This window comes from Ruegeria sp. B32, assembly GCF_025141855.1.
Taxonomy (GTDB): domain Bacteria; phylum Pseudomonadota; class Alphaproteobacteria; order Rhodobacterales; family Rhodobacteraceae; genus Ruegeria; species Ruegeria arenilitoris.
The window spans coordinates 240,350-264,272 of record NZ_CP081107.1 but is presented as its reverse complement, the minus strand read 5'-3'; the positions used below and the strand labels follow the sequence as shown (position 1 = coordinate 264,272).

Below are 23,923 nucleotides of genomic sequence, written 5' to 3'. Positions count from 1 at the left end.
CTCGTCTATCCATCCTTGTCTGTCCGGAACCATGATTCCGGATCCACGGGGCTATTGTTCTCTCTTACCTCTATATAGAGCGTTTCTGGACGATCAGTTCCAGTGCCATCACCGCTTGTTGACAAAATCGCGCCGATTTCTGGTGTTTGACTGGGCATCAGGCCCACTGGCGTTCCTTCGGGGATCACTTGACCGGGGTCCCCATACACCTCTTGAAGGCCGGAGAAGACAAAAAGCAAACCCGGCTGCGGTTCCAGGATCACAAGGTTTCCAAGGTCCAGAAGCGGCCCTCTGTATCGGATCGTGGCCGCTGTGGGCGACAGCACCAATGCACGTGGTCTGGTTCCCAGTACAAGCCCCGGACGCGTGACCCCGGCGGCGTCCGTTTCGCCGGAACGATGGAGTATTACGCCTTGGGTCGGCAGCGGAATCTGTCCTTTCAGTTGGGAGACATCCGCGTTCGAGGCTAAGATTTTTCCATCCGATATTTCAGACAGACCGCTGGCGAACCCATCCAGCGTCTCCGTCGATGAGATCAGGATGGCTGTCCGTACCGGGTCTTCGATGAAGCGGCGCGGCAGGTCGGTACGATCCGCTATGGCCTCGCTCAGCTTCGTCCTGGCATTCTGCACGCCTTCCAACCCTTCGGTCAGCGTGTCCGCAGCGCTTTGTTGCAATCGGCGCAGGGTCTGCACCTCGTCCAGATCGCGGGCCAACGCTTGGGCCCTGGTGTTCAGGCCAGGGGTGACTTCGGACAGCATCATCCCGGTGCGCGCCGCCCCGAGCGGCCCGGCCGGGTGCAGCATCAGAACCGGTGGCGCCGTGGTTTCGATGGTTTGCAGCACGCCCAGCAACTGGCGGATTTCGCGTTCGCGCGCGTTCAACTCGGCGGTCAGCTGGCTTTCGCGCAAAGCCGCTCGGCGCAGCCCGTCGCGCATGGCGGCCAGCCCGGCCTCGTAGGCCTGGATCGTCTCGGTCAGGGCACGCACGCGGTCGCGGGCGGTTTCGGCCTCGGTCAGCGCGATCGAGGCCTGTTCCAGCATCTGCGCTGCCTCCAGTGCCGCCTGCGCGGGGTCCGGCGCGGCCCGGACCGCCTGCCCCGCCATCAGGGCCGCCAGAAGAAGCGCGCGCAGCCTCATGACAGCAGGCTCTGACCCGTCATTTCCGGCGGCTTGGGCAGGCCCATCAGGTCCAGCACCGTAGGCGCCAGATCGGACAGGCGACCTTCGCGCAGGGTTGCGCCCTCGGGTCCGCCAACCAGCGCCACGGGTACCGGGTTCAGGGTGTGAGCGGTATGCGGCCCGCCTGTTTCGGGGTCGATCATGGTTTCGCAGTTGCCGTGATCGGCCGTCACGATCATGGCACCGCCTGCCTTTTCAAGCGCGGCGACCACGCGGGACAGGCCTTGGTCAACGGCCTCGCAGGCCTTGATCGCGGCCTGCAGGTCACCGGTATGGCCCACCATGTCGGGGTTGGCATAGTTGGTGACGATCAGGTCATAGCCGCCCTCGATCGCCTCGACGAAATTGTCCGTCACCTCTCCGGCCGACATCTCGGGCTGCAGATCATAGGTCGCCACCTTGGGCGACGGGGCCATATAGCGATCCTCGCCGGGCTCGGGGGTTTCCTTGCCGCCGTTCAGGAAGAACGTGACATGGGGGTATTTCTCGGTTTCGGCCAGGCGGAACTGGCGCAGGCCCTGCTTGGCGACCCATTCGCCCAGCGTGTTGACGATCTCGCGCTTGGGGAACACCGTGTTCATGTAGGCGTTGTGACCGTCGGAATATTCCACCATGCCCAGCAGCGCCGACAGCTGCGGGCGTGGTCCGGTGTCGAATTCAGCGAAATCAGGTTCGGCAATGGCGCGCAGGATTTCGCGGGCGCGGTCGGCGCGGAAGTTGAGGCAGAAGAAGCCGTCACCGTCGCGGACGCCGTCGTAGCCGGGCAGAACCGTGGGGGCAATGAACTCGTCCGTTTCGCCCCGGTCGTAGGCGGCCTGAATTGCGGCGCTTGCGGTATCAGCCGGCGCGCCTTCACCTTTGATGATCGCGTCATAGGCGCGACCGACCCGCTCCCACCGGTTGTCGCGGTCCATGGCATAGTACCGCCCCGAGACGGTGACGACACGCGCGTTCGCGGGCAGACGGCGCTCCAGCTCGGCCAGGAAGTCCAGCGCCGATTTCGGGGCCACGTCGCGCCCGTCGGTGATGGCGTGCAGTGCCACCGGCACGCCTGCATCGGTGATCGCTTTTGCTGCGGCGACGATATGGTTCAGGTGCCCATGCACCCCGCCATCCGAGACCAGCCCCATCAGATGCGCGGTCCCACCCGCCGCCTTCACCTTGGCGACAAAGTCCTGCAGCGCAGCGTTTTCGAAGAACGAGCCGTCTTCGATTGCAAGATCGATCTGGCCCAGATCCATGGCCACGACCCGCCCGGCCCCGATATTGGTGTGCCCGACCTCGGAATTACCCATCTGGCCGCTGGGCAGGCCCACATCAGGGCCATGGGTGATCAGCCACGCGTGCGGACCCTTGGTCATGATCGCGTCGAATGTGGGCGTGTGGGCCAGATAGGGCGCGTTGGCCTGCGTGTCGTCGGACAGACCCCAACCATCAAGGATACACAGGACGACGGGTTTGGGTGCGCTCATGTCGGGTCTCCGGTAACTGCTCTTGTCCGTTCTTCTATCCCCTGCCCGCCGCGTCGTGAACCGCCTTTTGCGGCGACCCGCGCCGCGTCGGGCTATTTCCTGATCTGCTGCCAGGGCCGGGCCTTGCGGCCGCGATACTTGACCGTCAGTTCGGGCGGGGCGTCGCGTTCGTCATAAGCGCCCAGGATCACGCCCTTGCCGCGACTTTTGGTGCGCATCTCGACCAGTTCGGTCGCCGAGCGCGTGGTGCGCTGCGACGGGCGACGGGCCCAGGCGAACAGGTGGTCGTACATCTGCGCGATCACATCCGCATGGGCCGCGCTGTCGCCCAAATCGGTCAGCTCGTCGGGGTCGTTTTCCAGATCGAACAGGATCGGGCGGAACCCGCCTTCGCAATGGATCAGCTTCCACTTCTTCGTGGCCACCATGAACATCGCCGCGTCGCGCACCGACACGCCCAGCGTTTCCGCGATGGGCGAGGCCGAATAGTCGTATTCGCAGATCACGAATTTGCGCGGGGTCTCGTCCGCCCGCCCGTGCAGGATGGGCAGCAGCGAGTGGCCTTCTAGGATATGATCAGGCACCGCACCGCCCGCGACCTCGACGAAAGTGGGGGCCAGGTCGATCGACTCGACCAGCGCGTCGCAGGCGGTGCCGCGCGTGGCATCGGCCTGTTCGGACGGGTCGTAGATGATCAGCGGCACCTTGGTCGAAGCGTCGTGGAAGAACGTCTTTTCGCCCATCCAGTGATCGCCCAGAAAATCGCCATGGTCCGAGGTCAGCACGATCATCGTGTCGTCCATGCGGCCGGTCTGGTCCATCCAGTCCAGCAACCGCCCGATCTGGTCATCGGCCTGCTTGATCAGGCCCATATAGGAGGGGATCACGGCCTCGCGCACATCCTGCCGCCAGAAGGTCTGACCGATCTTGGTATGCATGAAGGCGCTCAGCACGGGATGCGCGTCGGCCCGTTCAGCCTCGGACCGGTTGGGGGGCAGAACATGCTCGGGCCCGTACATCGAGGCATAGGGCTCGGGGACGATATAGGGCCAGTGCGGTTTGATGTAGCTCAGGTGGCAGCACCACGGGCCGTCATGGGTTTCCATGAATTCGATGCCGCGCGTGGTCAGATAGGGGGTCTCGCTATCTTCTTCGGCGATGTTCGCGGCCTGCGGCGCGTTTTTCAGAAACCAGCCCGACAGCACGTTGCCGTCCTCGTCCAGCCCGGAATTGGCAAAGTCGTGCCAGGGGTTGTCGCCGTCATAGCCCTTGTCGGCCAGCCACGCGTTGTAGGCGCGGGCCCCGTCGGGGTCATAGAACCCGTCAGGGCCTTCGGGGCGCATCCCGTCGTCGCGCTCGAACACGTCGAAACCGCATTCGGCCACGCGCGCGCCGATCAGGCTGTCGGGTTCCAAGCCCAGCCGCGCCATGCCCTCGGCGTCGGCGCGCATATGGGTCTTGCCGACCAGCCAGCAGTCCATCCCCGCCTTGCGCAGATGGTCGCCCATGGTCTGTTCGCCCACCTTCAACGGAATGCCGTTCCACGAGGCGCCATGTGACTGCACATAGCGCCCGGTATAGGTGGACATGCGCGAACTGCCGCAGATCGGCGACTGGATATAGGCCCGCGTGAACCGCACGCCGCGCGCGGCCAGCCGGTCGATATTGGGCGTGTGCAGATGTGGATGGCCGTAACAGCTCAGGTAATCCCAGCGAAGCTGGTCGAACATGATGAACAGGATGTTGCGGGCCTTGGCCATTCAGTGCTGCGCGCCCTGGCTTTCCATCTGTTCCACCATCCGGCGGGCGCGCTTGCATTGCAGCTTGTCACGCAGAGGGCTGTTGGGGTCCACGTCTTTTTGGCACACCACGCATTTGTCGGCCCCCGAGATCGCGTTCAGCCCGCCGCAACTGCCCTTGATGGTCTTGCCCATCAGCATCACGCCCAGCGACATGCCGACCATGATGATCAGCAGCAGAACAAACGCGAGAATAAAGGTGCTCATCAGCCGGCCCGCCCTTCAGTTCGATCCCAGCGCATCCTTGAACGCGCTGCTTTGTACCGTGATATAGGCATCTTCGCCGCCTGTCACATCCCGCGAGATGAAAAACACCGCCAAACCCAGCTGATCGGCCAGTTTCAGCCCCCGCTCCTGCCCCAGCGCCAGCATCGCAGTGGCCCAGGCATCGGCCATCATCGCATTTTCGGCCAGAACCGTGACCGAGGTCGTCCGATGCGTGATCGGGCGTCCGGTGATCGGGTCGATGATGTGCGAATACCGCACCCCGTCCTGTTCGAAGAAGTTCTTGTAGTCGCCCGAGGTCGCCATGCCGCGGTTGTCCAACGGCACGATGAACTGGATGGTCTGCGATCCGGTTTCGGGCTTTTCGATGCCGATGCGCCAGGCCTCGCCCTTGTCGTTCTGACCGCGGGCCACCAGGTCGCCGCCGATCTCGACCATGTAGTTCTCGATGCCGGCGTCTCGCAACGTCTCGGCCACGGCGTCGATCCCGTATCCCTTGGCGATGGCCGACAGGTTGATCCCCACCCCCGGTTGCGCCTTGGCCAGCGTCCCGGCCTGTGCATCCAGCGTCAGCAGGCGCGCCTGCCCCACCTGTTCCAGCGCCGCTGCGATCTCGGCATCCGACGGCACCGGGTCTTCGGGCTTGCGCGGGCCGAAGCCCCACAGCTCGATCAACGGGCCGAGGGTCACGTCGAAAACGCCGCCGCTTTGCTCGTGCACCTGGTTGGCCGCCGCGATCACATAGGCGAATTCCTGTGACACCGGTATCGGGTCGGTGTTGGCCGAGGCGGAAAAGACCGAGACTTCGGAATTCGGGTCCCAGTTGGACATCTTGGCATTCACCTGCGCCAGCGTTTCCTCCACAGAGCCGGACAGGGCAGCCTCGTCCAGATCCTCGCCGATTGCGGTGATGTGATAGGTCGTGCCCATGGTTTCGCCGGACAGACGGACGATCTCGGGCTCCTCGTCGAACAGACAGCCAGAAACAACAAGCGGCAGGGCCAGAGCAAGCAGTCGGCGCATGGGGCGATCTCCTGGAAATGTGTTGCCCGGCATATGCCAGCGGCCCCACCCAGAGTCAAACCTGCGTCAGGGCGTCAGCGGCAGGAAGCCCAGGATCAGCAGCCCGACCGCAGCGGGCACTCCAAACAGCCACGCGCGTTTCTGCCAACCCGGGGGCTGTTCTTTCCACAGTTTGCGGAAATTATGCCCGCAGATCACGACCAGAAGGAAGATCACGGCGGCAACCGCAGGAGACAGATGGAGTTGGGTCACGGGGTCCGGTTTTTCCTTGCGACCCGGCGCGGTTGCGCCGGTTTTTGAATTTGCACCCTATACAGGTTTCTCTGCTGCGATAAGGTGGTGAGGACAGCCTGTAGCGTTGAAGGAGGAGACCGCCCATGGCCCCAAGCTCTTACCAGCCCCCGACACGTGGCGACAAGGCCGGGTCAAGCACTTACAGCCAATCCGCCGAGTCGAATTTGTCACATACTCAGACCACTGTCGCCAAATTGCTGGAAGGAAAAGGTGATGCGGTGTTTTCGGTTCGGCCGAATGACACCATCCATTCGGTGGTCGAAATTCTAAAGGAGAAACGCATCGGGGCGGTTGTCGTCACCGATCAGAACGGCGCACTGCAGGGGATCCTGTCCGAGCGGGATATCGTTCGCCGCATGGCGGATACTCCGGGTCAGACGCTGCCACAATCGGTCGAGGCGCTGATGACACGCGATGTGCGGACCTGCACGCCGGACGATCTGCTGATGGATGTGCTGAAGACGATGACCGAGGGGCGGTTCCGCCACATGCCGGTTCTTCGCGACGGCAAGCTTTGGGGCATGATCACCATCGGAGATGTCGTGCATTTCCGCCTGAAAGAGCTGGAATACGAAGCCCTGCGCATGAAGCAGATGATCGTCGGCTAGATCGTCACATGTTGTAGTAATGGGCATAGGCCCCATAGGCCTGCCCGCCTGCCTTGGTCTGTTTTCGGGCAGACCCTAGGTCCGATTTGACCAGCACGGTGGCGTGCAAGTTCACGCTGGAAAACTTGCGCAGCGCTTGTGCCAACTGGGCGCCGAGCAGCGCGACTATGTCTATCTTGGGGGGGGAGAGTTCCCCAAGAACGCTCGTGTTCCCCTGCCCTACGGCCAGCACCTGAGCCTGGCCGACGCTTTGTTCGGCGAAGGCGGTTACAGCATCAGAACGGCAGACGCGTCGCAAATCTATGTATTGCGTGCCTCTCCCAAACCTAAGGAAATCGGTGTGTTCACTGCCTGGCACCTGGATGCGCGCAATCCTGCGGCATTGTCGATTGCGGCCCGTATGGAACTGCGCCCCAACGATATTGTCTTCATCCAAGAACAGCGGATCACGACCTGGGGTCGGGCGCTGGATCAATTCCTGCCCTCGATGGTCAATGCGGGGCTGGGCGCGGCAAATGGTTGACGCGCACCGCCCTGCATCGGATATGAGGCCCCACCGACCGATAATCCCCTTGACCTTGGCGGGTCGAAAGGGTCCCTGATGGTCGGGATTATTGATTTGCGTTCGAGGGTTTCATGCAACGGGTATTGATTACGGGCACTGCGGGCTTCATCGGGTTCCACCTGGCCAAGCTGCTGTTGTCCGAAGGATTTCAGGTCCATGGCTATGACGGGATGACGGATTACTACGACGTCACTCTCAAACAACGCCGCCATCAGATGCTCTTGCAGACGCCCGGCTTCTCGGCAACCGAGGATCTGTTGGAAAACTACGAACGCCTCATGCAGGTTGCAGACGAATTCCAGCCCGAGGTTATCGTTCACCTCGCCGCCCAGGCGGGTGTGCGTTACAGCCTTGAACACCCGCGCAGCTATATCGATTCAAACGTTGTGGGTACGTTCAACGTGATGGAGGTGGCCCGTCAGCACAAGGTCGGTCACCTGCTCATGGCATCTACCTCTTCGGTTTATGGGGCAAACGAAGACATGCCCTTTACCGAGGTGGAAAAGGCCGACACCCAATTGACGATCTATTCTGCCACCAAGAAGGCGAACGAAGCGATGGGACATTCCTATGCCCATCTCTGGGATCTGCCCACGACCATGTTCCGGTTCTTCACCGTATACGGCACCTGGGGCCGTCCAGACCTGGCCCTGTACAAGTTTGTCGATGCAATTCTGGATGGGCGCCCGATCGACATCTACAATCACGGCGAAATGTATCGCGACTTCACCAATGTGAACGACCTGGTGCGCGGGATCCGGTTGTTGATCGATGCGGTCCCCGTCCGTCCGGACAGCCCCGAGGATATCGAGGAGGGTGACAGCCTTTCGCCGGTCGCGCCCTATCGTGTGGTCAACATCGGAAATGGTGACAAGGTGCGTCTGATGGATTTCGTCGAAGCAATCGAGGAAGCCGTGGGCAAGAAGGCGATCCGGAATTACATGCCCATGCAGATGGGTGATGTTCCGGCGACATGGGCCAATACCAACCTGCTGCAACGCCTGACCGGGTATCGTCCGCAGACCGATTTCAAGGATGGAATCGCTCAGTTTGTCGAATGGTTCCGCGAATACCACGGCAAATGATCTAGTGACCCGGACCTGACGTATGCTTGATACAAACCCCAATTCCCGTCGGATCGCCGTGATCGGTCTGGGCTATGTCGGCCTGCCGTTGGCCGCTGCCTTTGGCAAGATCGGACCGGTTCTGGGCTTTGACATCAATCCCACGCGCATCGACGCGCTGCGCCAGGGCAGTGACGCCACGCATGAGGTCAGCGAAGACGAGCTGTCCGCCGCCGGGGGTCTTAGGTTTACCACTGACCCCGCTGATCTGGCGGACTGTGACACGTATATCGTGACGGTGCCCACACCGATCACAGCACAAAAACAGCCAGACCTTGCACCGTTGCTGCGCGCCTCAGAAACGGTTGGACGGGTGTTGAAGCCTGGTGATCTGGTCATCTATGAATCAACCGTCTACCCCGGCGCGACCGAGGAAGACTGCGTCCCGATCCTCGAGCGGGAGTCCGGCTTGCGTTTCAACGTGGATTTCTTTGCCGGGTACAGTCCTGAAAGGATCAATCCCGGCGACAAGGCGCATCGCATCGCCGATATCTGCAAGGTCACGTCCGGATCGACGCCTATGGCCGCCGATCTGGTGGACGCGCTTTATGCGCGGATCATCACGGCGGGGACGCACAAGGCCGAAAGCATCCGCGTGGCCGAGGCTGCGAAGGTGATCGAGAACACACAGCGCGATCTGAATATCGCCCTGGTGAACGAACTTGCCATGATCTTCGGGCGCCTCGGCATCGACACCGATGCGGTGCTGCGGGCGGCGGGCACCAAATGGAATTTCCTGCCCTTCCGCCCCGGCCTTGTCGGTGGGCATTGCATCGGGGTCGACCCATACTACCTGACCCACAAGGCCGAGGCCGTTGGCCATCATCCTCAGGTCATTCTGGCGGGGCGGCGCCTGAACGATGGAATGGGCGCATATGTCGTGTCCCAGTTGGTCAAGCGGATGATCCGCGAGCGGATTGAGATGACGGACGCCCGGGTCCTGGTCATGGGGCTGACCTTCAAGGAAAACTGCCCTGATCTGCGAAACACCCGGGTCGTGGACATCGTTCACGAGTTGCAGAGCTACGGAGTGACCGTGGACGTTCACGATCCCCATGCCGACCCGCAAGCCGCACGTGACGAGTATGGGATCGACCTGCTGGAGCACCCCAAGCCCGGCACCTATGACGGTATCGTCCTTGCGGTTGCCCATGATGCATTTCTTGCGATGGATCCAGCCGAAATCCGAGCGTTCGGAAAGGCCCGGAATGTCTTGTTCGACGTCAAATCCTGCCTGCCGCGCAACGCCAGTGATCTGAGGCTCTGACCCGCGCCAGCACACTGAAATGAGAGACATTTTCTAACTGTGAAACCTCTGTCCGCAAGGTCCGAGGCCCTGTGGGTTGCCGCCGGCCAGTTCAGTCTTCTGGTTGGCGGGCTGGTGCTTGGTCCGCTGTGCTGTGCGTCCTTGCTGTTGTGTCCGCGCTGAATGGCGCAGCGACCACCGCGCTGATTGCGATGGGGAATGCAGCACGTTCTCGTCGGGTGGGCTCAGGGCCTGGGCCTATATCCTGTTGCGATACGTGATCTGGCTGGGATTTTTTGGACAGCCGTCAAGGGCGGCGGTTTCCCCGGCTACGGGGTCTTTGGCATCGGCCTCGAGCCGACCGGACGTTGGCGTTGGTAGAACGCTGCATGCGGAGCAACCGCGTTGAACCACCAACGGCAATACGCGGCGTTTTGGGTCTTGATGCTACAAAATGAAACCGGCGCAATTTTGCACCGGTTTTTTCTTAGCCACCAAAGTCGTCCAGCATGATGTCTTCGCGATCAACACCCAGATCCAGCAGCATGTTGATGACCGACTGGTTCATGATTGGCGGACCGCACATGTAGAATTCGCAGTCTTCGGGCGCCGGGTGGTTCTTGAGGTATTCCTCGAACAGAACGTTGTGGATGAACCCTGTGTAGCCATCCCAATCGTCGCCCGGTTGCGGGTCGGACAAAGCAACGTGCCACTCGAAATTTTCGTTCTCGGCGGCCAGCTGGTCGAAATCTTCAACATAGAACATCTCGCGGCGCGACCGCGCACCATACCAGAAGGTGATCTTGCGTTTGGTGTTCAGACGCTTGAGCTGGTCGAAGATGTGGCTGCGCATCGGGGCCATGCCCGCGCCACCACCGACGAACACCATCTCTTTGTCGGTCTCGCGTGCGAAGAATTCCCCGAACGGACCCGAGATCGTAACCTTGTCGCCCGGCTTCAGGTTGAAGATGTAGGACGACATCTGCCCGGGCGGAATGCCTTCGGACCCCGGCGGGGGCGAGGCGATCCGCACGTTGAGCATGATGATGCCTTTTTCGTTGGGGTAGTTGGCCATCGAATAGGCGCGCTCGATCGGTTCGGTAACCGTGGATTTGTACTGCCACAGGTTGAACTTGTCCCAATCCTCACGGTATTCCTCGGCGACGTCGAAATCGCTGTAGTCGACCTTGTGAGCCGGGGCGGCGATCTGGATGTACCCGCCCGCGCGGAAATTCACATCCTCGCCTTCGGGAAGTTCCAGCACCAGTTCCTTGATGAAGGTCGCCACGTTGTCATTCGACCGGACGGTGCATTCCCATTTCTTGACGCCAAAGACCTCTTCGGGAACTTCGATCTTCATGTCCTGTTTGACGGCCACCTGGCACGACAGGCGGTCACCGCAGGTGGCCTCGCGCTTGGTGATGTGGCTTTCTTCGGTCGGCAGGATCGACCCGCCGCCCTCCAGCACTCGCACCCGGCACTGCGCGCAGGTACCGCCGCCGCCGCAAGCCGACGGAACGAACAGCTTTTCGGCTGCCAGCGTCTGCAGCAGTTTGCCGCCGGCAGGAACCGAGATGGTTTTCTCACCGTTGATGGTGATGTTGACGTTGCCCGATGAAACCAGCCGAGACCGGGCCGCCATGATAAGCGCGACCAGGGCCAGAACGATCAGGGTGAAAAGGACAACGCCGAGCGAGAAAGTTTCCATGCCCCTGCCCCTTTACAGTTTGACGCCCGAGAAGGACATGAAGGCCATCGCCATCAGACCTGCGGTGATGAAGGTGATGCCGAGGCCCTGCAGTCCGTCCGGAATGTCGGAATATTTCAGCTTTTCGCGCACGCCCGCCATGGCGGTGATCGCCAGCGCCCAACCAAAGCCCGAGGACAGGCCATAGGTTGCGGCCTCGGCAAAGTTGTAGTCGCGTTCGACCATGAACAGAGAGCCGCCCAGGATGGCGCAGTTCACCGTGATCAGCGGCAGGAAGATCCCCAGCGCGTTGTAGAGCGGCGGGAAATACTTGTCCAAAACCATCTCGAGGATCTGCACCATCGCCGCGATCACGCCGATATACGAAATCAGGCCGAGAAAGGTCAGGTCCACATCCGGGAAACCGGCCCACGCCAGCGCACCCGGCTTGAGCAGGTAATTCAGCAACAGGTTGTTGGCCGGAACGGTGATGGCCTGCACGACCATGACCGAGATCCCGAGCCCCAGCGCCGTCGAGATTTTTTTCGACACGGCGATGAAGGTACACATGCCCAGGAAAAAGCTGAGCGCGAGGTTTTCGACGAAGATGGCCTTTACGGCCAGTGAGATGAGACCTTCCATCAGTGCGCCTCTACCTGCTGGATCTTGTATTCACGTTCCTCGACCTGGTTCGGCTTCCACGTGCGGAAGGCCCAGATGATCAGGCCGATGATGAAAAAGGCCGACGGCGGCAGCAGCAGCAAGCCGTTGGGCACGTACCAGCCGCCATTGTTCACGGTTTCCAGAATGGTCACCCCAAACAGAGAGCCCGAGCCGAACAGCTCGCGGATGACGCCGACCAGCATCAGGATCAGGCCATAACCCATGCCGTTGCCCAGACCGTCGATGAAGGACGCCACGGGCGGGTTCTTCATTGCAAAGGCCTCGGCCCGGCCCATCACGATGCAGTTGGTGATGATGAGGCCCACGAAAACCGACAGCGTCTTCGAGATCTCGAAGGCATAGGCCTTGAGGATCTGGTCGACCAGGATCACCAGCGACGCGATGATGACCATCTGCACGATGATCCGGATCGAGCCGGGGATCTGGTTGCGCAGGCATGAGATGAAAAAGGACGAAAACGCCGTCACGAACATCACCGCCAGCGACATCACGAAGGCCACTTGCAGCGACGAAGTTACCGCCAGCGCCGAGCAGATGCCCAACACCTGCAGCGTGATCGGGTTGTTGTCGACAAGCGGGTCGACCAGCAGATCTTTCTTGGTCTGTGACATCAGATCTCTCCTGCTTGCAGCTTGGCCAGGAACGGAGCATAGCCCGCGTCCCCCATCCAGAATTTCACCAGGTTGTCGACGCCGACCGTCGTCAAGGTCGCGCCGGCCAGCGCATCGATATAGAAGTCAGGCCCTGCGGCGGGCATCGTTTTGGCGACCGTGATCTGCAGATCACCCGCATCGTCGCGCAGCTTCTTGCCGCTCCAGAGGGCTTTCCAGCGCGGGTTGTCCACCTCGGCCCCAAGGCCCGGCGTTTCCCCGTGCTGATAGAATTGCAGCCCGAAGATGTCGTTGCCATTCGCTTCGAGCGCGATGAAGCCATAGAGCGTGGACCACAGCCCATAGCCGTGGACCGGCAGGATCACCTTGTCCAACGCGCCGTTTTCGTCGCGCAGCAGGTAGATCACGCGGTATTTTGCCTTGCGGCCGATGCCGGCAGGGTCGTCGGCAAGCGGCTCGCTCAACTCGGGGTCACTGGCGGCAGCAATGTCGTCGAACGTGGCCGGGTCGAACTGGTCGTCGACGAATTCACCCGTCGCCAGTTCCAGCACATGCGGTTCGAACGCGGCAAAAGCCTCGGCCACGTCAATGCCCGGCTCATAGACGCCCGCGACCTGCAGAACGTTGATCTGCTTGTCCTTGAGCTTGTTGGCCTCTTGCACCGGGCGCAGGCTGACCGCCGCGGCCGACACGATCATCGAAGCGACCAGGCACACGGCGACCGCGATGAAGATCGTCTTGCCTACCGAGTCCGGCGAGGCCGCGAGGAACCGGGCGATGGCACCTTTGGGTTCAGGGGATTGCGTATCAGACATGGCGACGCGCCCTCCGTTTGATGTTTGCCTGAACGACGAAATGGTCGATCAGCGGCGCAAAGACGTTGCCGAACAGGATGGCCAGCATCATGCCTTCGGGGAAGGCCGGGTTCACCACCCGGATCATCACGACCATGACGCCGATCAGGGCGCCATAGATATAGCGGCCCATATTGGTGTGGCTGGCCGAAACCGGCTCGGTCACCATGAAGGCCAGACCGAACGCATAACCGCCCAGCACGACGTGCCAGTACCATGGCATCGCGAACATCGGGTTCGTATCCGATCCGATCAGGTTCAGCAGCAGGGTAAAGCCGATGGTTCCCGCCAGACAGCCCACGATCAGGCGGTAGTTGGCAATCTTGGTCATCAGCAGGAAGGCGAGCCCGACCATGCATGCCAGGGTCGATGTCTCACCAAAGCTGCCCTGGATCGAGCCGAAGAAGGCGTTCCACCATGTGATGCCCTCGGCCGCCAGCGCCTGATAGCCGTCAGCGGCCGAAACGGCCAGCGCGGTCGCGCCGGAAAAGCCGTCGACCGGGGTCCAGACCGCGTCGCCCGACATGGATGCGGGATAGGCGAAATACAGAAAGGCCCGCCCCACCAGCGCGGGATTGAGGAAGTTCTTGCCGGTGCCACCGAACACTTCTTTGCCGATGACCACACCAAAGATGATCCCCAGCGCCACCTGCCACAACGGCGCGGTGGCCGGCATGATCAACGTGTACAGCATCGAGGTGACAAGAAAGCCCTCGTTCACTTCATGCCCGCGCACGGTGGCAAAGATCACCTCGAAGGTGCCGCCGGCGACCAGTGTCACGATATAGATCGGCAGAAAATACATCAGCCCGTGCATCACGTTGGCAAAGATGCTGGACGGGTCCAGAGAAATGCCCATGGCCTGCAGGATGGCGATGCGCCAACCGGTTGCCGACTCCGGGCCCAGCGTCGCGATTGCCGAGTTGGCCTGGAACCCGGTATTGTACATGCCCCACAGGATGCAGGGGATCGTGGCGATCACGACATAGGTCATGATCCGCTTCATATCCACGTAGGACCGCGCGTGCGGTGCCACGGATGTTACGGTTTTCGGAGTGTAGATGAAGCTTTCCACCATCTCGTAGATGGGGAAGAACTTCTCGTACTTGCCGCCCTTGGTGAAGTTCGGCTCGATCCGGTCAAAGAAGCTGCGCAAACCCATGTGGATCAGCCCTCCTTTTCAATCTTGGTCAGGCAGTCGCGCAGCGCCAGCCCGTATTCATACTTGGCCGGACAGGCAAAGCCCACAAGGCCCAAATCCTCTTCATCCAGCTCCAGCGCGCCCAGGGCCTGCGCCGTGTCGGTATCCATCACCAACAGCGCCCGCAGCAGTTGCGTCGGCAGGTAATCCTGCGGCATGAGCTCTTCGAAGGTACCGGTGGGCACCATGGCGCGGCGGCCACCGTTCAGGTTCGACGTGAAGGCGAACAGCTTTTTGGCAAAGGCCGAACCCAGAACCGGCTGCACCGCGTATTTCGACGGCATCGGACGGATCCAGCCCATCGGGATCTGGTCGTGATCCTCGCGGATGATGCAGATCTGGCGCGCGAAGCGTCCCAGATAAGCGAACGGCCCGGTGGCGTGACGCCCCGACAGGACCGAGCCGGAAATGACGCGGGCCTCGCCGTCGACATTTATCTCGTCGCGGGTCAGATCCTCGGTCGAGGCCCCCATGACGGTGCGGATCAGACGCGGCTGACGCGCGCCGGGGCCGGTCAGGGCCACCACCACGTTCGGGTCCAGATGGCCCGACTGCAGCAGCCGCCCGATGGCGATCACGTCCTGATAGCCGATGGTCCAGACGGTTTTCGCGGCGGTCACGGGTTCGAGGAAATGGATATGCGTCCCGGCCAGGCCCGCCGGATGGGGGCCGCTGAAGGCCGCAGCCTCGACGCCCGGCAGATCGGCGCCGGGGATCGTGTCGCCATCCTTCTGGCACAGATAGGTCTTGCCTTCGGTCAGCTTGGCCACGGCGGCCAGACCGGCGGCAAAGGCCTCGCTCGCGTCATTGATGATCAGCGCGGCATCGGCAGCCAGCGGCTCGCTGTCCATGGCGGTGACGAAAATCGCGGCGGGCGCGGTGCCCGGTTGCGGCATCTTGGAATAGGGCCGCGTGCGGAACGCGGTCCATAGGCCGGCGGCGCACAGCTTGGCGGTGAGGCCCTGTGCGGTCTCGGCATCGCCCACACCCGAGAAATCGACGCCGGGGTCGTTGGGGTCCGACACTTCGATGACGACGCTCTGCAACACGCGCCGCGCACCGCGGTTGATGGCCACGACCTTGCCGGTCAGCGGCGCAACCATCATCGCCTCGGGCGCGTCCTTGTGGCAGAACAGCGGCGTGCCGCGCTGGAGGGTGTCCCCTTCCTGAACCAGCATGCGGGGTTTCAGACCGATATAGTCTCCACCCAGCACGCCAACCGAAGAATATGCTGGCCCTGGCTGAATGACCTGTTCAGGCGATCCCTCGATCGGAAGGTCCAGTCCCTTTTTCAGTTTGAAAGTTTGCATGTCGCTACGTTCTTCCAAGCCTTTTTCTTGCGCCCGTCATACAGGGCCCTTTGCTTTGGGCACTGAATAGCGCGGAGTTTCGTCAAGCCCGTCGTAAAAACGACGAGGACCGGCCGAAATCCGCGGGCGTCTCTCTGATTACGGCCCCTTTACGCGGCGAAGCGGCCAAACGCAAACCTGTTACCGCCCAAATCGCGCGTCGTGTAGCTATTTTTACCCGAAACCACGGGCGGAGTACCAAAAACTTGGTAGGAAATTTCGTGTCGCACGGATGGCCCTGCTGATATAAGCAGCCGGAATGGAGAATACCGATCTTGAGATTTTTCTGGTCGCGACACCCGGTCTGGAGGCTCCCCTCCTCGCCGAAGCGCAGGAGGCCGGATTCGCTGAGGCCCGGCTGGCGCCCGGTGGTGTCACGGTTCGTGGCAACCTGCGCGAGGTCTGGCGTGCCAATCTCCAGTTGCGCGGGGCCAACAAGGTGTTGGTTCGGGTGGGTTCGTTCCCGGCTGTGCATCTGGCTCAGCTGGACAAGCGGGCACGAAAGTTTCCGTGGGGAGATTTTCTGAAACCCGACGTCCCGGTTCGGGTTGAGGCCACCAGCCGAAAATCCCGCATCTATCACGCTGGCGCCGCACGGCAACGGATTGAAGGCGCAATCTCTGACATGTTGGGGGCTCCGATCTCGTCCGAGGCGACGGTCCGTGTTCTGCTGCGAATCGAGAAAGACATCTGCACATTTTCCCTCGACAGTTCCGGAGAGGCGCTGCACAAGCGCGGTCACAAGGAAGCGGTGGCCAAGGCCCCCATGCGCGAAACGATGGCGGCGATGTTTCTGCGCAGTTGCGGCTTTGACGGATCTGAGCCGGTGCTGGACCCGATGTGCGGCTCGGGCACTTTCGTGATCGAAGCCGCGCAGATCGCGATGGGCCTGCCGCCCGGCCGCGACAGAGCCTTTGCCTTTCAGGACTTTGCCGGATTTGACCCCAAGGCATGGGCGGAACTCCGCGCCGACTGGGTCGCAACGCAGACAGATACCGTGTTCCATGGCTCGGACCGTAATGACGGGGCGATCGCGGCCGCGCAGGCGAATGCCAACCGCGCCGGGGTGGACGGCGCGACGCAATTCCAAAAACGCGTAGTCGCTGACCTGAAACCACCCATGGGCGGGCCGGGCCTGATAATCGTCAACCCACCGTATGGGGCACGCATCGGCGATGAAAAACGCCTGCGGTCGCTGTATGGCAGCTTTGGCAAGGTGATGTTGTCCAGGTTTTCCGGCTGGCGTGTCGGCGTCGTCACCAGCAACCAGTCTCTGGCGCGCGCCACCCGCCTGCCGTTGCTACCTCCGGGTCCGATCGTCGATCATGGCGGCACGAAGATCCGCCTCTATCAAACCGAGGCCCTGCCCTGACCGGCCAATTCCTGCGGGTCCAAGCGGCAGAGTTAGTTCGGACAAAAAGCACACAGAATCCCTCTTGCACATCAAATCCACTGGGTATAGATCACGCGCCACGGTCGGAGTGTAGCTCAGCCTGGTAGAGCACTGTCTTCGGGAGGCAGGGGTCGGAGGTTCGAATCCTCTCACTCCGACCAATAAAACAAGGCGCCCTGCTGCGCCTTTTTTGTTGGTTGGTCGTATCTCCAAATATGTCCGGGGCAGCAACGTGCTGAATTATTCGGCATCTGCGCACGATCTGCCATCTGGATAGGCGCTTTCCGGGGAATTGAGCGCAGCGCTCCGAGGGTGGCATTGCCTCGCTCTGCCGGCTTGGTCAGTTCGATGTTATGAACCAAACGTTGACCGTTGTTGTTGTCGAACAGAACCCGGACCGCGCCGATGCGATCCTCGAGGCCCTGAAAGCGGCGGGGAGCGTCGAGGCGCAGGTGATCGATGGCGTGTCTGAATTGCCGAGCAAGATTGCTGTCCACAATCCCGATGTCGTTCTGATCGACATCGACAATCCATCTCGGGACATGCTTGAAGAACTGACAACCGCCTCCGGCCCGATGGAGCGGCCGGTTGCCATGTTCGTATCCGGGGCTGCAGGCGGCCTGTCCAAAGCTGCGGTCGAAGCAGGTGTCTCGGCCTATGTCGTCGACGGTCTGCATCCCGAAAGGGTCAAGCCCATCATCGACACCGCCATCGCCCGTTTCCAAGTACTGCGCCAGATGCGGACCGAGTTGGCCGAAACCAGACGCGCATTGGAAGAGCGCAAGGTGATCGACCGCGCGAAAGGGGTGTTGATGAAAGCAAAGGGCATTCAGGAAGATGAAGCCTATGCCCTGCTGCGCAAGACCGCCATGAATCAGAATCGCCGGGTGGCCGATGTGGCCGAGGCTTTGGTGACGGCTTCGGGGCTGTTGTCATGAGGGCGGTCTCGCTCCGAGCGGCCTATATGCCGTTGGTCGATGCAGCCCCCCTGATCGTGGCGCACGAGATGGGATATGATCAGGCCGAGGGCATCTCTCTGGACCTGCGCCCTGCCCCGTCCTGGTCCTCGTTGCGGGACATGCTGGCCTTCGGACATGTTGATGCGGCGCACCTGCTGTCCCCTGTCCCGGTGGCCATGGCGCTGGGGCTTGGGGGGATCGTCACGCCCCTTTCGGCCGTATCGGTCCTGTCGGTCAATGGAAACGTGATCGGCGTTGGCCGCCAACTGGAGGCGCGGCTGCGCGAAAATGGCTATGCCTTCGATTTCAGCGATGCTTTTGCGGCCGGAGCGGCCTTGGCAAAGGCGGCCGGTGGAACGCTGACCTTCGGGGTTCCGTTTCCGTTTTCCATGCATGTGGAGCTGCTGCGATATTGGGTCAGCGGCACGGAACTCGCCTCGACCCAGGTTGAGATCCGCACCGTTCCCCCACCGTTGATGGCCCAGGCCCTGGCCGCCGGTGAGATCGATGCTTTCTGCGTGGGTGAGCCCTGGGGGTCGTTTTCCGTCGATGACCGGGTGGGTGCGCTCCTGCTCCCGGGAAACGCGATTTGGTCCTGCGCCCCTGAAAAGGTGCTGGCCGTGCGAACGGAATGGGCGCAGACGGAACCACATCTGACGGGCGCGCTGCTGCGGGCGATCTGGCGGGCGGGCCGGTGGCTTTCAAATCCCGAAAGCCTGACTACGGCGTCGGAGATGCTGGCGCAGAGGCTCTATCTGGATGTTCCCGCGGACCTGGTCGACCGGGCATTGACCGGACAATTTGCGATTTCAGCGCGCGGAGACCAGCGTCAGGTCGACCGGTTTGTCACTTTTCACGAAGGCGCAACGGGCTTTCCTTGGCGCAGTCAGGCCAAATGGATCGCGCACCACATGGCGCGAAGATATGGACTGGATCCGTCAGATGCCGAGCGTACGGCAGCCGATGTGTTCCAAAGTGACCTGTATCGGCGCGAGCTGCAGGGAATCGGTGTTGTCATGCCCGCCGATTCTGAAAAGCCCGAGGGTGCCGGCAACGACCCGACGCTAGTGTCCGGCCCGGGTGGAAAGTTGATGTTGCCGCAAAACGTCTTTTTCGACAGTCGGATTTTTGAGCCTTCCCAGTAAGTGCGCCTAATTTTTTTGCACTGCAGCGTCAAATTATGCTGCGTTGCAGAATTTTCGCCTGATGGCCGTCAATTTCGGATGACTCATCTGCTCACCGGTGCCTTTATCAGGACAACGGCAGGCAACGTCGCCCACCGTAGGAATTCGCCTGATGTCTTGGGCAAAACTTCTGAGCAAAGCCGCTCGACCAACCGCCTTCTCCTTCCGGCGGTGTGTGTCGGCGGCTTTTTTTTGGCCCGAACGTTGCTCGGGTCGCCACCCAGCCCGGTTTGGGCCGGACCGAAAGGAACAAAGATGAAAAAACTCATTCTGAGTCTTGTTGCGACGACAGCCCTTGTTGCGCCGGCCACCGCAGAAATGCTGGAGCTGGAAAAGGACGAACTGACCTTCGGCTTCATCAAGCTGACCGACATGGCGCCGCTGGCCGTTGCCTATGAGCAGGGGTATTTCCTGGACGAGGGCCTGTTCGTGACGCTCGAGGCGCAGGCCAACTGGAAAGTTCTGCTGGACGGCGTGATCGGCGGCCAGCTGGACGGTGCGCATATGCTGGCCGGTCAACCGCTGGCGGCGACCATTGGTTATGGAACCGAGGCGCATATCATCACGCCCTTCTCGATGGACCTGAACGGCAACGGCATCACGGTATCCAACGAGGTCTGGGCGGAGATGAAACCCAACATCCCGGTGATGGACGACGGCCGCCCGCAGCATCCGATCAGCGCCGAGGCACTGGCTCCGGTGGTCGAGAAGTACAAGGCCGAGGGCAAGCCTTTCAACATGGGCATGGTGTTCCCGGTTTCGACCCACAATTACGAACTGCGCTACTGGCTGGCCGCCGGGGGGCTGAACCCGGGCTATTACAGCCCTGAAAACGTGACCGGTCAGATCGGCGCGGACGTGTTCCTGTCGGTCACCCCGCCGCCGCAGATGCCCGCCACGCTCGAGGCCGGCACGATCCATGGCTATTGCGTGGGCGAGCCTTGGAACCAGCAGGCGGTGTTCAAGGGCATCGGCGTTCCGGTCATCACCGACTACGAGCTGTGGAAGAACAACCCTGAAAAGGTGTTCGGCATCACCGCCGAATTCGCCGAGGAATACCCGAACACCACCTTGGCCGTGACCAAGGCGCTGATCCGTGCGGCGATGTGGCTGGACGAGAACGACAATGCCAACCGTCCCGAGGCGGTCGAGATCCTCAGCCGCCCGGAATATGTAGGGGCCGATTACGAGGTGATCGCCAACTCCATGACCGGCACGTTCGAATACGAAAAGGGCGACAAGCGCGAGGTGCCCGATTTCAACGTGTTCTTCCGCTACAACGCGACCTATCCGTTCTATTCCGACGCGGTCTGGTACCTGACCCAGATGCGCCGCTGGGGGCAAATCCCCGAAGCCAAGGCAGACAGCTGGTATGACGAGGTCGCCAAGTCGGTCTACAAGCCCGAGATCTATCTGCAGGCCGCGCGCCTTCTGGTCGAAGAAGGCCTGGCGGACGAGGCCGATTTCCCCTGGGACAGCGACGGCTACAAGGCGCCTACCCCAGCCGAGGACATCATCGACGGCATTCCCTTCGATGGCCACGCGCCGAACGCCTATCTCGAAAGCCTGCCGATCGGCCTGAAGGGCGACCAGAAGGTCGTCGGGACCGAAATCCAAGGCTGACCCCGAACCGCCCTGCCCGGCTGCGGTCGGGCAGGGCCCCTGAAACGCCCCGCCATCGCAAGGACGCATCAGATGACAACGGTCGATCCGGAATTCAACGCAGACGCCGCACGGGACGCGCGCCGCGCCCGTCTATTCACCCGCATCAACGCCGCCGACAAATGGTTCCAGGTGCTGGGCCTCAGCTGGGCCACCCCGGTTCTGAAGGCCGCCGCCGGCGACAATCCCCGCGCCCAGATGGCCGAGATCTGGCGGCTGCTGATCGTGCCGATCCTGTCGATCTGCGCCTTCTTGCTGCTGTGGGCGACGCTGGCCCCCAAGGTACAGACATCGCTTGGGGCGGTGCCCGGCCCGGCGCAGGTCTGGGAGGAAATGGTCAACCTGAGTCAGGACGCTCAGGCCAAGGCCGCCAAACGCGCCAAGTTCGAGGCGATGGTCGAAAAGCGGAACCAGAAGCTGATCGAGGCCGGACGCGCGGACGAGGTCAAGCAGGTCGCCTATACCGGCGCGCCGTCTTACTACCAGCAGATCTGGACCTCGATCAAAACCGTGTTCTTCGGGTTCCTGATCGCCACGGTCGTGGCGGTGCCGCTGGGCATCGCGGCGGGGCTGTCGCCCACCGCAAACGCGGCGCTGAACCCGCTGATCCAGGTGTTCAAACCGGTCTCGCCGCTGGCCTGGCTGCCGATCGTGACGATGATCGTCTCGGCCGTCTATGTCACCAATGACGGCTGGTTCGCGAAATCCTTCCTGATCTCGGCCATCACGGTGACGCTGTGTTCGCTGTGGCCCACGCTGATCAACACCTCGTTGGGCGTGGCCTCGATCGACAAGGATCTGGTGAACGTGTCCAAGGTTCTGAAGATGAACACCTGGACCAAGATCACCAAGCTGGTGCTGCCCTCGGCGCTGCCGCTGATCTTCACCGGCCTGCGCCTGTCGCTGGGCGTGGGTTGGATGGTCCTGATCGCGGCCGAGATGTTGGCGCAGAACCCGGGCCTGGGCAAATTCGTCTGGGACGAGTTCCAGAACGGCTCGTCCAGCTCGCTGGCCCGGATCATGGTGGCGGTCTTCACCATCGGCATCATCGGCTTCCTGCTGGACCGGGTGATGTACGCGCTGCAGTCCCTGTTTACCTTTACCAACAACCGGTGAGCGTGATGAGCATCCTCAGCTTCGAAAATGTCTCGAAATCTTTCGGCGAAGGCACCGGGCGCACCGATGTTCTGAACGGCATCGACCTGCAGGTGCAGGAGGGCGAGTTCCTGGTGATCCTGGGCTTTTCCGGCACCGGCAAGACCACGCTGATCAACCTGATGGCCGGGCTGGACATGCCCAGCCGCGGGCAGGTCACCTTCAAGGGCGCGCCTATCAAGGGGCCGGGGCCGGAACGCGGCGTGATCTTTCAGAACTACTCGCTGATGCCGTGGCTGACGGTCAGCGGCAATGTCGGACTGGCGGTCGATACGGTCTTTCCGGGCCTGCCCAAGGCCGAGAAGGCCGCGAAGGTGGCCCATTTCGTCAAGATGGTCGGCCTAAGTCACGCGGCGTCGCGCCGGCCGGCCGAATTGTCGGGCGGGATGCGCCAGCGGGTCAACGTAGCCAGGGCGCTGGCCATGAACCCCGAGGTCTTGTTGCTGGACGAGCCGCTGTCGGCACTGGACGCTCTGACCCGCGCCAACCTGGCCGACGAGATCGAGCGCATCTGGGAAGCCGACCGCAAGACCTGCGTGCTGATCACCAATGACGTGGACGAGGCGATCATTCTGGCCGACCGGATCATCGCCCTGAACCCCGACGGCACGCTGGGGCAGGAGTTCCGCGTCTCGATCCCGCGCCCGCGCGACCGGGCGGCGATGAACACCGATGAAACCTTCAAGCGCCTGCGCGCCGAGGTCACCAAATACCTGATGGATGTGGGGATCGAGGCCAAGGTCGAAGGCACCCGCATCCTGCCCGAGGTCACGCCGATCCACGGCGTGCCCACCGCCGTGACCGAGGCGCAGAAGGGCATGATCGACAGCCGGTTCCTGGATTTCTCGCAACTGCACAAGGTCTATCCCACGCCCAAGGGGCCGCTGACCGTGGTCGAGGACTTCGATCTGAAGATCGACAAGGGCGAGTTCATCTCGCTGATCGGCCATTCGGGCTGCGGCAAATCCACGGTGCTGACCATGGCGGCGGGGCTGAACGAGATTTCCAAGGGCGCGATCAAGCTGGATGGCCGCCACGTCGAAGGCGCCGACCCTGAACGCGCGGTGGTGTTCCAGTCACCCAACCTGTTCCCGTGGCTGTCCGCGAAAGAGAACGTGGCGATCGGGGTCGACAAGGTCTATCCGAACGCCAGCCAGGCCGAACGGCAGGACGTGGTGGAATACTACCTGGAACGCGTCGGCCTGGCCGATGCGATGGACAAGCAGGCCAGCGACCTGTCGAACGGCATGAGACAGCGCGTCGGCATCGCCCGCGCCTTTGCCCTGTCGCCCAAGCTGCTGCTGCTGGATGAACCTTTCGGGATGCTCGACAGCCTGACCCGCTGGGAGCTGCAGGAGGTTCTGATGGAGGTCTGGTCGCGCACCAAGGTCACCGCGATCTGCGTCACCCATGACGTGGACGAGGCGATCCTGCTGGCCGACCGGGTGGTGATGATGACCAACGGCCCGCAGGCTACGATCGGCAAGATCACCCGCGTGGACCTGCCGCGCCCGCGCACCCGCAAGGCGTTGCTCGAACATCCCGACTACTACGCCTACCGGCAGGAAGTTCTGGATTTCCTCGAAGAATACGAACACGGCGCCAAGCCGAAATCGCCCGCCCCCAAGGCCATTGCAGCGGAGTGAC

At 62.0% G+C, this 23,923-nt stretch carries 23 protein-coding genes and 1 tRNA gene; 11 read left to right on the top strand and 13 right to left on the bottom strand.

What is annotated here, in order from left to right; genetic code table 11:
* Positions 1-5: 5 nt before the first annotated feature.
* The 6 genes from K3752_RS18670 to K3752_RS18645 form a co-directional block, all read right to left on the bottom strand.
* Positions 6-1,139, bottom strand: coding sequence for a murein hydrolase activator EnvC (locus K3752_RS18670; RefSeq protein ID WP_260066469.1), 1,134 nt, complete (start codon positions 1,137-1,139; stop codon positions 6-8).
* Complete coding sequence (gene gpmI, locus K3752_RS18665; RefSeq protein ID WP_260066468.1) at positions 1,136-2,653, bottom strand: 2,3-bisphosphoglycerate-independent phosphoglycerate mutase; 1,518 nt, start codon at positions 2,651-2,653, stop codon at positions 1,136-1,138. Before gpmI ends, K3752_RS18670 begins: the two co-directional genes overlap by 4 nt.
* 92 nt (positions 2,654-2,745) lie before the next feature.
* On the bottom strand, positions 2,746-4,413 hold the full coding sequence (locus K3752_RS18660; RefSeq protein ID WP_260066466.1) for a sulfatase-like hydrolase/transferase: 1,668 nt from the start codon (positions 4,411-4,413) through the stop codon (positions 2,746-2,748).
* A complete protein-coding gene (gene nqrM, locus K3752_RS18655) occupies positions 4,414-4,659 on the bottom strand; it encodes a (Na+)-NQR maturation NqrM (RefSeq protein ID WP_093963352.1) in 246 nt (81 codons plus the stop codon).
* Between the two features lie 15 nt (positions 4,660-4,674).
* A complete protein-coding gene (locus tag K3752_RS18650; protein WP_260066463.1) occupies positions 4,675-5,700 on the bottom strand; it encodes an FAD:protein FMN transferase in 1,026 nt (341 codons plus the stop codon).
* A gap of 66 nt (positions 5,701-5,766) precedes the next feature.
* Entirely contained in the window at positions 5,767-5,952 is a 186-nt protein-coding gene (locus K3752_RS18645) for a hypothetical protein (RefSeq protein WP_170435711.1), read from the bottom strand.
* A 125-nt stretch (positions 5,953-6,077) separates the two neighbouring features.
* On the opposite strand from K3752_RS18645, the gene K3752_RS18640 reads away from it, so the two are divergent.
* A complete protein-coding gene (locus tag K3752_RS18640; protein ID WP_260066460.1) occupies positions 6,078-6,602 on the top strand; it encodes a CBS domain-containing protein in 525 nt (174 codons plus the stop codon).
* Positions 6,603-6,606: 4 nt separating this feature from the next.
* Here K3752_RS18640 and K3752_RS18635 read toward each other — a convergent pair whose 3' ends face one another.
* Entirely contained in the window at positions 6,607-6,747 is a 141-nt protein-coding gene (locus tag K3752_RS18635) for a hypothetical protein (protein WP_260066458.1), read from the bottom strand.
* Here K3752_RS18635 and K3752_RS18630 point away from each other — a divergent pair.
* The 3 genes from K3752_RS18630 to tviB all read left to right on the top strand — a co-directional run bounded on the left by K3752_RS18630 (position 6,739) and on the right by tviB (position 9,558).
* Positions 6,739-7,125 carry a hypothetical protein gene (locus K3752_RS18630; protein WP_260066457.1) on the top strand — a complete coding sequence of 129 codons (387 nt, stop codon included), beginning with the start codon at positions 6,739-6,741 and terminating at the stop codon, positions 7,123-7,125. The genes K3752_RS18635 and K3752_RS18630 overlap by 9 nt on opposite strands.
* Positions 7,126-7,238: 113 nt before the next feature.
* Complete coding sequence (locus tag K3752_RS18625) at positions 7,239-8,252, top strand: GDP-mannose 4,6-dehydratase (RefSeq protein WP_260066455.1); 1,014 nt, start codon at positions 7,239-7,241, stop codon at positions 8,250-8,252.
* A gap of 22 nt (positions 8,253-8,274) precedes the next feature.
* Complete coding sequence (gene tviB / locus K3752_RS18620; RefSeq protein ID WP_260066453.1) at positions 8,275-9,558, top strand: Vi polysaccharide biosynthesis UDP-N-acetylglucosamine C-6 dehydrogenase TviB; 1,284 nt, start codon at positions 8,275-8,277, stop codon at positions 9,556-9,558.
* A 466-nt stretch (positions 9,559-10,024) separates the two neighbouring features.
* On the opposite strand, the gene nqrF is transcribed toward tviB, so the two are convergent.
* Genes nqrF through K3752_RS18590 form a run of 6 tightly spaced genes read right to left on the bottom strand, consistent with a single transcriptional unit; the run spans position 10,025 to position 15,884 of the window.
* Positions 10,025-11,245 carry an NADH:ubiquinone reductase (Na(+)-transporting) subunit F gene (gene nqrF, locus K3752_RS18615; protein WP_170341483.1) on the bottom strand — a complete coding sequence of 407 codons (1,221 nt, stop codon included), beginning with the start codon at positions 11,243-11,245 and terminating at the stop codon, positions 10,025-10,027.
* Between the two features lie 12 nt (positions 11,246-11,257).
* Positions 11,258-11,866, bottom strand: coding sequence for an NADH:ubiquinone reductase (Na(+)-transporting) subunit E (nqrE, locus tag K3752_RS18610; RefSeq protein ID WP_050603817.1), 609 nt, complete (start codon positions 11,864-11,866; stop codon positions 11,258-11,260).
* Entirely contained in the window at positions 11,866-12,519 is a 654-nt protein-coding gene (locus K3752_RS18605; RefSeq protein WP_170341481.1) for an NADH:ubiquinone reductase (Na(+)-transporting) subunit D, read from the bottom strand. The genes nqrE and K3752_RS18605 overlap by 1 nt, the downstream gene beginning before the upstream one ends.
* A complete protein-coding gene (locus tag K3752_RS18600) occupies positions 12,519-13,334 on the bottom strand; it encodes a Na(+)-translocating NADH-quinone reductase subunit C (RefSeq protein ID WP_170359420.1) in 816 nt (271 codons plus the stop codon). The genes K3752_RS18605 and K3752_RS18600 overlap by 1 nt, the downstream gene beginning before the upstream one ends.
* Complete coding sequence (locus tag K3752_RS18595) at positions 13,327-14,535, bottom strand: NADH:ubiquinone reductase (Na(+)-transporting) subunit B (protein ID WP_260066449.1); 1,209 nt, start codon at positions 14,533-14,535, stop codon at positions 13,327-13,329. The genes K3752_RS18600 and K3752_RS18595 overlap by 8 nt, the downstream gene beginning before the upstream one ends.
* Before the next feature lie 5 nt (positions 14,536-14,540).
* Complete coding sequence (locus tag K3752_RS18590) at positions 14,541-15,884, bottom strand: Na(+)-translocating NADH-quinone reductase subunit A (protein ID WP_260066447.1); 1,344 nt, start codon at positions 15,882-15,884, stop codon at positions 14,541-14,543.
* A 298-nt stretch (positions 15,885-16,182) separates the two neighbouring features.
* Between K3752_RS18590 and K3752_RS18585 the strand changes: the two genes are divergently transcribed.
* The 7 genes from K3752_RS18585 (at position 16,183) to K3752_RS18555 (ending at position 23,922) form a co-directional block, all read left to right on the top strand.
* Positions 16,183-17,295, top strand: a complete 1,113-nt coding sequence (locus K3752_RS18585) for a class I SAM-dependent RNA methyltransferase (RefSeq protein ID WP_260066446.1) — start codon at positions 16,183-16,185, stop codon at positions 17,293-17,295.
* 105 nt (positions 17,296-17,400) lie between these two features.
* Positions 17,401-17,477: transfer RNA gene (locus K3752_RS18580), tRNA-Pro, on the top strand.
* 192 nt (positions 17,478-17,669) lie between these two features.
* Positions 17,670-18,254 carry an ANTAR domain-containing response regulator gene (locus tag K3752_RS18575; RefSeq protein WP_260066444.1) on the top strand — a complete coding sequence of 195 codons (585 nt, stop codon included), beginning with the start codon at positions 17,670-17,672 and terminating at the stop codon, positions 18,252-18,254.
* Positions 18,251-19,420, top strand: coding sequence for an ABC transporter substrate-binding protein (locus K3752_RS18570; RefSeq protein ID WP_170371657.1), 1,170 nt, complete (start codon positions 18,251-18,253; stop codon positions 19,418-19,420). Before K3752_RS18575 ends, K3752_RS18570 begins: the two co-directional genes overlap by 4 nt.
* 294 nt (positions 19,421-19,714) lie before the next feature.
* A complete protein-coding gene (locus tag K3752_RS18565) occupies positions 19,715-21,082 on the top strand; it encodes a CmpA/NrtA family ABC transporter substrate-binding protein (RefSeq protein ID WP_170359409.1) in 1,368 nt (455 codons plus the stop codon).
* 72 nt (positions 21,083-21,154) lie between these two features.
* The gene (locus K3752_RS18560) at positions 21,155-22,237 is read left to right on the top strand and encodes an ABC transporter permease (protein ID WP_260066442.1); all 1,083 of its coding nucleotides are present in this window, start codon (positions 21,155-21,157) and stop codon (positions 22,235-22,237) included.
* Between the two features lie 5 nt (positions 22,238-22,242).
* Complete coding sequence (locus tag K3752_RS18555; protein ID WP_170359407.1) at positions 22,243-23,922, top strand: ABC transporter ATP-binding protein; 1,680 nt, start codon at positions 22,243-22,245, stop codon at positions 23,920-23,922.
* Position 23,923 lies beyond the last annotated feature (1 nt).